This is a genomic window from Shewanella sp. 10N.286.51.B8 (assembly GCF_041469325.1).
Lineage (GTDB): Bacteria > Pseudomonadota > Gammaproteobacteria > Enterobacterales > Shewanellaceae > Shewanella.
Map to the genome: position 1 here is coordinate 36,305 of NZ_JBFRKG010000037.1, position 11,970 is coordinate 48,274.

Sequence of the window (11,970 nt, forward strand, 5' to 3'; positions counted from 1 at the left end):
ATTAATCCTTATGCCTCTTCGATACAGATTGCGATATCTTTTACTTCGTAAATTCTTAAGCCATCTTTGCTTAAGTTTGCGTCACCAATAATGATGCGCTTGCCGTTTTCATCTTTCACGGCGCTGATATGCACGTCTAATGACATTTGCTTGTTCAGCGGGTTAATTTGACCGCGATACTTCCACTTTATGTCAGATAAAATCTGGCCAAACTTCGGATTGGTAAAGCCTTTACCTAAGTCTTTACTGATGGCGTAAGTTTGCATTAACTCGATAATAGCTTCAACGCCTAATGAGCCAGGCATAACCGGATCTTGATGAAAATGGAACTGGAAGAACCAATCGCTTGGGTCAATGGTGCGTGAACCCGATAGGTAACCTAGACCATTTTTACCGCCTTTATCAACGATTTCAGCTTTGTCGATAAAGTTAAGCTGACCGCCAGCTAAGCGATAATGTGGCTGGTTAGCAGGGGCGTGGAATACCCGCGACTGCTTATCGAGTAAATCGACAGTAATATCAGCGGCGACATTATTATCAATATGCCAAGGATGAGTAATACGGCCGTTATCAATCCCTAATTGGTTTTTAAGGGCGTCGCCTTTAAAGTAACCAAATACTGCGCTGCCTTTATAAAATGGCTCGCCATCAACACTTAATTCAAAGGTAAAGCTTTGAATGATGTTACTACCTGCAATCACGGTGGATAATAACTTTGAGTCATTGACGATAGTTTTACCGCGTAAATCAACATCACGTAATAGCTCACCGCTACCATCTAGGTTACGGAAGAATAACTCTTGGCCCGGGAAACCTAGTGTGGTGCCCATATAGCCTGAGATAAAGCCGTTAGGTTGCAGAGAAATTTCCATTAATACCGAGTAAGGCATCACTGAAGCGTGGCTGTTTTTTGTAAAGTACCAAGCGTCTGCAGGCACTTCGTATTCAGCGATACACGATGACGGCTTTTTAAGTTCGCCACGTTTACCTTGAATATCGACCACTCGCGTAGTGAGCTGCAAATCGCCACATGGGGTACGTGGTGGTATAAAGCCGCGGTAAATGCTGAAGTCTGGGCCAAAACAGTTTTCAATGTTGCCGGTTGCAAATTCGAACATGTGGTATGGCGTAAATGGTAGCGTATCAGGGCTGCGGTTTGGGTAATCAGGAATAAGCGGCGCTTCAACATGTTGCAGCGGAATAACGCCTTTATTGGTTGCTGCAGATAGGTCAGGTATTTGTGACATTAACGGTGCATTTTTTGATGCTTGGCCGCTAGCTTTACTCGTCTCAGTACTCGAAACAGTCGCAGTGTCGTTAATAACAGTATCGTTAATATATCGCGCGCACTCGCTCTCTTCTTTAAGCATCACACCCAGATTTTGGAAATCAACCACAGCTTTACCGTTAAGCAAAATATCAATATTGGCTTTGGCATATGGGCGAGGGTGAATACCAATCTCAGTCACTTCCATGCGGTAAGTCAGTTCACCGTGTTGTGGCAGAACTTGACCACGACAACGCACTTTTTGCGAGGCATTTTCAAGTGGCTGGAAACGACCATTTTCAACTAAGGTGTGCATACCAATATGCAGCATGAAGAACTGCAGTAATTGACCACAACCTTCAGCCATTAGTGAGCCAGCCATGACTTGGTCGCCCTTAAAGTGACACGGGAAATACCAGTGATCAGGTGCCAGTGTTTTATGACCTTCAATGAAGCCTAAGCCCCATGCGCCGCCATGAACATCCAGATTGCCAACTTGCTCAATCATTAAGAATTTTTCAGAGGCGAAGCATAATGAATCTTGCTTACCTGAAGCAAGTTGATGGTTTTGATGCTCACCCGCAAAACAACCGCCGATGTCAGCGTGCAGTAAGTTATGGATTTGACCATAATCAAACTGGGTTTGAGCGCAATGCAATAATGGCTCAAAACGTGGCTTATTCGGGTTGTTAAACGCATCTTCACGCAGTTTAATTTCATCTTCGGTGCGAATGACGCCTTTACCATCATCAAGTTCTTGGTCAGTGAAGAATCCAGCACAACCACCATCCATTTTCAGGATCATCTTATCGCCAACAAAACACTCGTAAGAGAAGAAGAATAATAAGGTGTCGCCATTTTTAGCGAAATTATTAATCTTAATGTCATAACGCAGTGTGTCGCCACCGCGAGGTAAGTCTTCTAAAAAGGTCAGCGTACAATCAAGTAAACGATAAACGCGCTCACCTTTGTTTTCAAAATCAATACCCAAGTAACTGATCAGCATTAAGTCACATTGACCTGATTCAACCGCGACAGCCCAAGGTATTTGGCCATCAACTAAATAGGGCGCATCAACTGGGATATCATATTCAGTGGTCATTGAACATGGCTTATATTGGTTCATGGTGGCATCTAATTTAGTGACGCGCGAGACCAATAAGTAATCAGTGGTAGGCAGGCGTACGCGGCGTGAGTAGTTATCAATAACAGCGTAATCAGGACCAAATACCTTGGCGATGTCGCCTTCAGCGTATTCAACTAAATCAGCATAATTCCAGATACATGGCTTATCCGCAGGGATAGGCGCGATATAAGGTGGCACACTGGCATGATTTGGGCGCAGTGTCGGCGCGACTGCGACTGCAACTGGCTGAGCTAGCACGTTTACTGCTTGAGTCGGGGCGCTTTGTACTGGTAAAGCGTACGACTGACCATTGGCCTGCGCAAGTTGCTGCTTCATCAGTGCATCAGCCACTTTCAAACCTTCATTACGGCTTTTTAAGAATGCCAGTTGCGCTTGATGTGCTAACCACTGGTTTTGTTCAAAAGCCGTTAGATGTGCTGGCGGAACTTGTGCTTGAGCTTGTGCAAGCGAAGGTGTTTGCACTGAAGATGCAGGTTCCTGTTTAGCAGGACTGAACTGGGTAGAACGATCTGAAAACGGCATAGGGGACTCTATTATTGTTGATGGTGAATTCACCATCGCTTGTTTAGTCGTTGAAGTATTTTGCTGCTCACTCATTTGAGGTGCTTCAAAATGTCCTCGGCTCGTCATTGCTGTGACAGCAGCAGACGCTAAGGGTTTTATTTGGGCTGTTTTAGCTCGGATGCTATTAATCTCAGCCAGTGGCGCATCGACAATATGTTGGTAAATATCGCGGCCACCAAGGCTAACTTGCTTAACTAAGCTGAGCTTCTTGGCTGTTTGCTGCTGGATATCGATGTCTAAACGCTGCTGACTCGCACCTTGTTGCTGTGAAGTTTGACTCAGCAATAGCTGTGAACATTGGTTTTCACTCAATGTGGCTATGATTGCATGTTGAGGCTCTGCTGCGTTATTGAGAGCAAAAGACTTAGGCAGTGCTAACAAACCATGTAATAAACTGGCGATTCCAGATGCAGCAAAGGTATGGCCAATACAAGATTGAGCAGTAGTGCTTAGGGACTGGCTAAACAACTGCGATAAGGCTTGCGAAGCCTTGATGCTTGACGTGTTTAAACAAGCAGGTGCTTGGTTTAATTCTACTAATTTAATATCCGTACTACTTAATCCAGTTTGAGTCAGCAAGGTATCAGCGATTGAGCCGATTTGTTCACTATAACCAAATTCAAGGCTTTCAATGGTGCCGTAACTGCCAGCAAAGCCAGATGCATTTATATCTGAATCAGTCATATCTTGATCAGAAAGCGCGCCTAGGGCTTGATGGATCAAGTCCACATTGGAAGCATTTGCTGTAGCGGCTTGTAATACGATTGCGCCAGCACCTTCACCAATTGATAAGTTCTGCTTACTGGCACTAGCTTGAGCAAGCGAGGCTGTCTTTAGGACGATATTCTCAATGCTACCTGATAAGTCTACTGCAGCAATAATCACTGCATCCAAAGGCTCTTGGCGAGATTCCATCGCCAGTAGATTTTGCGCCACATCAATACAGCGGTTAACCGATTGCTCACCGGCAGAAATCGTGAAAGCAGGGCCATTGAAGTCCCAAAGTGATGAGATGCGCGATGCCATAATATTACCAATGAAACTGGTATATTGATTTAACTTCGCCGCATCTAACACGCTATCCATCGCAATGGTTTCAAGGGCTTGGTATTCAGACTCTGACAAGTTAACGCCATGAGCTTTAAGACTTGCCGCTATTTGCGTATGCAAGTTAACACGGCCACGGAATTGATGTAATTCAAGCTCTGTTTCCATGGCGACAAGCACTGCAACCTTACTGCCTGATTCAAGCTTGGCGTCATGAATGGCTTCATCTGCGACTTTCATTAATAGCAGTTGTTGCGAGATTAAGCGGTCATCTTCATTTGGCGGCACTTTGAAGCGCAAGAAGTCAAAATCAAACTGATTGATGTACGCACCTTTTGGCGCCGCTTCACCTTCAAGGTTAATACCAAACTGTGATAATAATTCTGGGTGTTTATCTAAGCCTTTCCAACGTTGTTCAGGCAGGGCTGTAAATGCCGATTGTTTAGCATCAATCGCTTTAGCAAAGGCATTAATACTTGATAGTGGCCCGAAATGAGCCGCCATACCGGTAATGTGCATTGGCGCTTGGGCATTGATTGTAGAAGCTTGAGTCGTAGAAGCATTAGTCTTCGAATCAATCGTTTGAGCTTTACCTTGATAAGACTCAATTAATAAATGCGCGTTACAACCACCAAATCCAAATACCGAGACTCCCGCATGGCGAGCATTATTCCCTGCCTTATCAGGCCAAGGCAGTACATCACTTGGCAAGTTAGTGTTACCAAAAGTACTGTTTGGTGAATTGATGGGGGCGCTGACATTGATACTCGGTGGTAACACGCCTTGGCGCATGGCAAAAATCATTTTCATGATCCCTGGCATACCGGCAGCCGTTAATAAGTGACCTAGATTTGATTTAGCCGAACCAATTAACGGCGTATTAGTGCCATTAAGCTTATCTTCAAAGAAGCGCTCCATTGAGGTCAGTTCAACTTTATCACCTAGTGGGGTTCCTGTTGCATGGCACTCAATCACTTCAATATTGGCAGGGCCAAAGCTTTCATCATGCATCGCTGCATCAGCATAAGCACGTTCAAAGGCTTTTACCTGGCCGTCGCTATTTGGGCTTAGTACAAATTGACCTTTACCGTCATTAGATAATCCAATACCGCTCACTAAAGCGTATATATGGTCACCATCACGCTCTGCATCTTCAAGGCGTTTTAGTACTAATACGCCAGCACCTTCACCAGCAAACAGACCTTTTGAATTACTATCAAAAGGCGCTGAAATACCATGATCTGGGTAAGCGTGGAATATGGAAAAACCCATATTAATAAAGAATGGGTCAGCACCTGATACAGCGCCCGCTAACATCATGTCAGCTTTACCAGTATGTAAGTAATCACAGGCAAGTTTCAACGAGTAAACTGAACTAGCACAGGCTGCATCAAGGCTTAATTGCGCCGCGCCTAAACCCAGTGCATCAGCAACCAGTTTGGACGCGTTATGGGCAATGGCACCATTTGACAGTGATGCTGGGATTGGTTGTTGATTAAAGCCTTCACTATCAAATGATTGTAAATTGAAGTTGGGTTGCTGCAATTTATGCTGCAAGGCTTTTTCAACTGCGCTGTGATATAGCGGTACAAATAATTCATTTGATTTTGCGGTTGGGAACGACAAGGTTCCCATGACAATACCGGTGCGATTAAGCGTTAGATTGTGCTCAGCGTTATTAATATCTACGCCGGCATCAACCAGTGCTTTACGGGCAGTATCGGTAGCCCATAAAAAGCTGTCGTCTAAGCCGCTAAATTGCTGCGCTGGAATGCGGTATCCTTCAGCATTGAAACTGAAGTTTTGAATGTAGCCGCCTTTGTCGCAATAAAAACGGTCTGACTCACCTTGTACACCCTGATAATCGGCCGGATTAGCGTTCAGTTTTTGACTGCTAATGGTGCTACGAGAATCTTTTTTATCCAGCAGGTTTTGCCAAAATTTAACCGGCGTGTCAGCGTCAGGATATTGGGTGGCTAAGCCGACGACTGCGATTTTAGGGACGCTGCCAGCGTTATTTTTATTAGCATCGCTAGAGGCAATATTTTTCATATTCGATTGAGAACTCAAGATTGTTCTCCTTCTAATTGTGGGGCTAAAGTAGCATCCGCTTGAATATTGTTCACTTCAAACTTAAGTGTGCTAGCCAACAAATTCGCTAACCCTTGTGTAAGGCAGGTCAGCGAAACAGGTGCTTTGTGGCTGATAAGCTGGGCAATACATTTAAGCAGCGCAGTTTGATCGTCTCCACCTTTGGCATTGACGGCAATGGCTTGGCAAGGCTCTGAAACTGTAGGACTTGTGCGAGCAATTTTATCAATCAAGGTGGTTGTTTGGCGATCGGCGCCGATTTCAACAAAAAGTTTCGCGCCTAATTTACGTGCGTTGTTAACCAACTCAGTAAAGTTAAGCGGCTGACAAAAGGTGTCAGCGATTGAGGTTGCAATATCAAGGCTGCTGACATTAATCGGTTGTGAACTTGCTGCGCTGATAAATTTTATCTGTGCAGTTTGTTCAAGCTGCTCATTGTGGTGAAGCGCTTGTTGATAGAATTGAGCCACTTCGCGATGAATTAGCATGGCTGGCGCAGTATGCATTGCGGTCACGCGATTTGCTGCAATGCCGCGTTTGCCGATTTGTTTTAGCAGCGCTTTACAACTGGCTTCACATCCTGCCAGCACGCAAGTATCACCTTGAATGATAGCGAGGTAACAACGAGGATATTGGGTTAAAACCGCTTCAATATCGGCTGGGGTTGCTCTAACAACAAAACTATTCCACACAATATCGTCAGCTTGGTTCAACTGCCATGCCTTGCGCACACAATCTAAACGACCTGAAATATCGGTAGTGAAAATAGAACTGGTTTGAGTTGCCTCAATCATACTGTGGGGATGCTTCCAAATACCAAGACTTGCCCACATCGCCGCTTCGCCCATGGAGTAACCCATGGCAAAGTTAGGTTTTACATTAAAAAATTCGCTAAGCACTTTGGTTAAGATATAACTTGCACCAACACCTGCAATTGCAAGCTCACCCAAACTCATATCAGTGACTTTAGCGTTGTCAGCATAAATGCTATCTGCTTGCAGCATGGCTTTTACATCACCATCTCGTTCTAACTGAGCATATAAATCAGGGAAGAAGCGCGGCAGTTGACTGAACATCTGTGGGTATACGGTGCCGACACCCGGGTAGACGAAACAAAGACCATTCGTGCCCAATGGCTCATTGGCCGTAAGCATCAAACAACTACCAGATGGGGTCTTGTATTCAATGTCCGATGAAGCGTTTGCAGCTGCCTCAGATGTTGATGAGCTAAGCATCGCCAACATGGCGTCAATTTCGGTGCATGCACTTTCAATTGAATTGGCCATGATCACCGCAGCTTTAGCTGCTTGGTGATCAAACGCGTGTAGATTGTTCAACATCAATGCTAACAGCGTGCTGTGGTTCACATTGGTTGCTGTACTGGCGCTAGAACTAGAAATAGCGTTTAACTGGCTTTGTAACTGGGTTAGCTGCTGCTGTATACCTGAGACAGTGTTGGCAGATATTGGGAAAAACAACCTAGTGTTATCCAGTAATGAGCTTGCCTGAGCAAGTTCAGTTCCCTGAACGAATACCACCGCGTGTTGTAGCTCGGCTTCAATAAAATTGAAACTGGCCACACGGCTTTGGTGCATCTCACTAAACCAATACTGTTTACCCTTACTGTTATTCTCACTGTTGTTTTCAGTCGGTAAGCTACGAGTCGCAAGGTGGCCAATCAACTGAATCAGTTCAAAAAACTTATCTTTATAGCTAGTGCAATGAGTCGCATCGATTTGGGTTGGACTAACATGAGCCCGTTTGGCTTGCGTTAATGCTTGTTGCACGGCATCTGCTAACTCGTGGCCTTCGCCCATACCGGTTAAATAGGCATGGGGATGACACCGATGTTTTGCTGCAACAATGGCTGGCATCATTAACAAGCTATATGGCAAAGCTGGATGGCTTAGCAATACCGTTTGTTGTTGCTCAATACGTTCAATCGCTTGAGCTAAATAGTCGCGAAAACTCATGTTTAAGTTTGTGGCGGTAGTTGATGTGCCATCTAATGACGACACATCAATTTCAAGCTGGATGGCTGTCGCGCCTAATGTTTCAGCCAATGAACAAGGTTTGATAGCAGCAAATGCATTGTTATTTGCATGCAAGGAACCATTAGCTCCATTAGCAGCTTGCGCCAATGATGCAGCATCATTGGCAATCAGTTTTAAGGCGATGCGCATGCTTTTTACTGATGCAACTTTTGTTGGCTCAGGCTTTGACATCACAGAAGTTGATTGATTGCTCACACCGACTCCTGCAAATCAGCAAGTGCTTTAGCCGGGGCTAAAAAAGCCTCATTCAAGCTTTTGCTAATGGTTGTTTTTGCCGCTGTCATGGTGCAACTTAAGCGACCATCTTCATGGTAAAGCGCAATGTCAGCAGTCAAAGAGCGACTAGTACTTTTTACGACATTAAGCACTAAATAACCTTGGTCATTTGATGCAAATGGCGCATAAGTGGTTAGCTCACCAATGGTTGATGGCAAACTTGCTGCGTCATGCTTTTTTCGCGCCCACACTAGCATTGCTTGTAGCAGTAGATCTTCTGCAAATGCCTGACTACCACCGATTTCAAGTTGCGCTTCAAAACCTAAACAATCAGTTTGTTCAATTTCTGGTAAGGTCACTTTACAAATAAGCTGGCTATCATTTGCAACCAATACTTGCTTGATCCCTTGTAAACGTGGGCCATGAAATAAGCTGCCGTTTGAATAAAGTTCACTGTCAGTACTAATGGCCTTGTTGTTTTTAACCTTATCAATGATTGACGCTAAGTGAGCCATTTTATCGGTTGCTGTAGTGGCAACTTCATTAAGTAATGCACTGTTGACGATTAAGTTCGCTTGGTATTGCGGTCTTAATAACGCGTTAGCATCACTGTTACCGTCAAGTACCCGGCTAGAAATCAATGCTTTTAAGCCTTCAGCGGTTTCAGTTAACTGCAGAGTTAACTCTTGTGGCTGGGCCGACTCAAAAATAATTCCTTTAAGTAACTTATAATCTTTGGTGCTTACAGGTAAACCACATAGCTTTTGCGCTGTTTCACGCATCCATTGTATGGCGCACACTGTCGGCAGTACTGGATTACCCGCGATGCAATGATCTTCAATGAAGGGCATTGCAACCGGATTAAGTACTCTTACAACAGATAAGCTGCGAGGCTTATCTGCTGCAGTTGCACTGTTAGATACAGTATTTAAAAAAGATAATGTCAGCGAACTCTCAGCATTTAGCGCAGAGTCCGCATTAAGCTTTTTTACAGCTGAACCAGTTGCTTGTGCTGAAGAATCTGAACCTTGCATGCTCGAACCAATCAGCATTTGAACACCGGTTTCAGATAACAGACTGTGGGCAAATAAGTTTGCGCCTTTATCTAACGGAATAACGTAAACGCCACGTTCAACAAACATCTTCTTCAATGCTGAGCTGACCATTCCGCCATCCCAAGGGCCCCAGTTAAAGCTCATTACTTTGGCTTGCGGATAGTTATTGGCAAGTTGTAATGCGGTTTTATTGAGGATCTCATTGGACATTGAATAGTCACTTTGTCCGGTGTTGCCGTAGAAACCAGCAGCAGATGAAAACATAGCAACCAGCTTTAATTTACTGGCATCAATGGCATTAATGATACCTGCAAAGCCGGTGACTTTAGTGCCGTATACACGACCTAATTCAGCTAAGGTTTTGTCTTGGATATGCTTATCAGCCAATACACCTGCGCCATGAATGATGCCGGTAATTGATTTGAAAGCTGAAAGCGATTGCTTAATGGCATCATCTGAGCTGACATCCATACTGATATATTCAGCACTTGCGCCCACTTCTGTGAATGCTGCTAAGGCGCGGTCAATTTCTAAACTACTGGTAATTGGCCATACTAACGCGTCAATTTGTTTTGGCGTTGGCTTGTTACCTTGAGATTGAATAAAACCAATTGCAGCCGCTTTTAATTCTTTAGCTTGTTTGCCTTGCGCCCATGTTGGCAAGTTTGCCCCAAGGTGTTGGCTACGGCCTGCAAGGATAAAGTGAGACTTTGTCTGTTTAGCAAGTGTAAGCGCACATTCAAATGTAACCCCCTTAGCACCGCCTGTGACTAACACAGTATCATTACTATCAAGGGTAGTAGTTTGATAGCGCGTTTTTGCGGTTGTGGTCGCTGTTAATGTATGACGGCCTTCGCTACTAATACCTACCTCAACAATCTGATTGGCAGCATTAACATCAAATAACTCAGCAATAACGGCATCAGCAAGGTCCACAGCTTCAAAGCTTGGGGCGATATCTAATGCTCGACAAAACACTGTTGGCCATTCATGGCTAAGGGTTTTGCTTAGACCTGAAAGCGCTGCTTGATTTAACTCAGCAGTGGCAAGTTCATTACTGTTTAAGTAACCAAAACCACCATCAATACGACTAACCGTCATAAAGCTTACACGTTCAGTTTTTGCTAATTCGGTAAAGCTTTTCTGCAGGTGCTTAGCCATTAAAAAAGCTTGTTCAACAGCAACAAAACCTGCATCACTTAGCTGCATGACATTGTTCGCAGTGGCAAGTTGTGGTTGTAGGTGAACAAAACCAGCCACTTTATGGGCTTTACTGATTTGTGCAATGACATCATTAATCGCGTCATCATTTACAGCCGTTAGGTTGTAACTTTTGATATCACTGCTTAGCGGTGATTGTGCGCTAGTGACTGATTCTGGACTACGAATAACGGCGACGGTTAGGCCTGTTGCGGTGAGTTTTTCTGCGAGAACGCCTGCGTTATGACCATCATCATTGATGACGATACACGCTTCTTTAGAAAAACCATCAACTAACTTATCCGCCGCTGGTAGCTTTTTTAGCGCGACTTCCTGATGTGGAGGTAAGTCTGTTGCTAATTCAGATGCTGTTGTCGCTGCAACTTGTGGGGCAGAGTTTGTAGCTGCAGTAGAGTTCATAGCGCCTGCGGCTGATAGCTTAGAGCCTTCAGCGGGTAGCTTAGAGTTCATGTAGCTAACGATTTCACCAAGCGTGCGACACTCAGCTAAATCTTCTGGGTTAAGCTCTGGTAAGCCTGGTAGCTCGTCTTGTACCGTACCAAGAATCTCTACGCGCTTGATAGAATCGATACCCAGATCTGCTTCCATGTCCATGCTAAGTTCTAGCATTTCAGTTGGGTAACCAGTTTTGTCAGCAACCACTGACATCATGGTGCTTTGTACTTGTTCAGCACTTAAACCAGAAGCGACAGTTGTTGCAGGATGAGAGCCATCAGCGGCTTGTGTATGAGTTCCTACGGCTGGCAGTTTAGAGCCTTCAGCGGGTAACTTAGAGTTCATATAAGAAACGATTTCACCAAGGGTACGGCACTCAGCTAAATCTTCTGGGTTAAGCTCAGGTAAGCCTGGTAGCTCATCTTGAACAGTCCCTAAAATTTCTACACGTTTGATTGAGTCGATGCCTAAGTCTGCTTCCATATCCATGCTAAGTTCTAGCATTTCTGTTGGGTAACCAGTCTTCTCTGCAACAACTGACATCATAGTGCTTTGAATTTGTTGGGCGCTCAAGGCTGTCTCAGCGGATAAACCAGAAGCTACAGCAGCGGCAGAAATCGCTGGTGATTCAGAGCTCATAGCGCCTGCGGCTGGCAGTTTGCTGTTCATATAAGAAACGATTTCGCCAAGGGTACGACACTCAGCTAGATCTTCTGGGTTAAGTTCAGGTAAGCCCGGTAGTTCATCTTGTACTGTGCCTAAAATCTCAACACGTTTGATTGAGTCGATGCCTAAGTCTGCTTCCATATCCATGCTAAGTTCTAGCATTTCTGTTGGGTAACCGGTTTTTTCGGCAACCACTGCTAGCATGGT

General features: G+C 44.7%; 3 protein-coding genes. All 3 read right to left on the reverse strand.

Annotated elements, in window-relative coordinates; all coding sequences use genetic code 11:
• Window positions 1-8: 8 nt before the first annotated feature.
• On the reverse strand, window positions 9-6,077 hold the full coding sequence (locus AB4160_RS14835; protein WP_372005344.1) for a beta-ketoacyl synthase N-terminal-like domain-containing protein: 6,069 nt from the start codon (window positions 6,075-6,077) through the stop codon (window positions 9-11).
• Between the two features lie 14 nt (window positions 6,078-6,091).
• Window positions 6,092-8,365, reverse strand: a complete 2,274-nt coding sequence (locus tag AB4160_RS14840; protein ID WP_372005300.1) for a PfaB family protein — start codon at window positions 8,363-8,365, stop codon at window positions 6,092-6,094.
• On the reverse strand, window positions 8,362-11,970 hold a 3,609-nt coding region (locus tag AB4160_RS14845), incomplete at its 5' end, for a phosphopantetheine-binding protein (protein ID WP_372005303.1). The genes AB4160_RS14840 and AB4160_RS14845, both read right to left, overlap by 4 nt.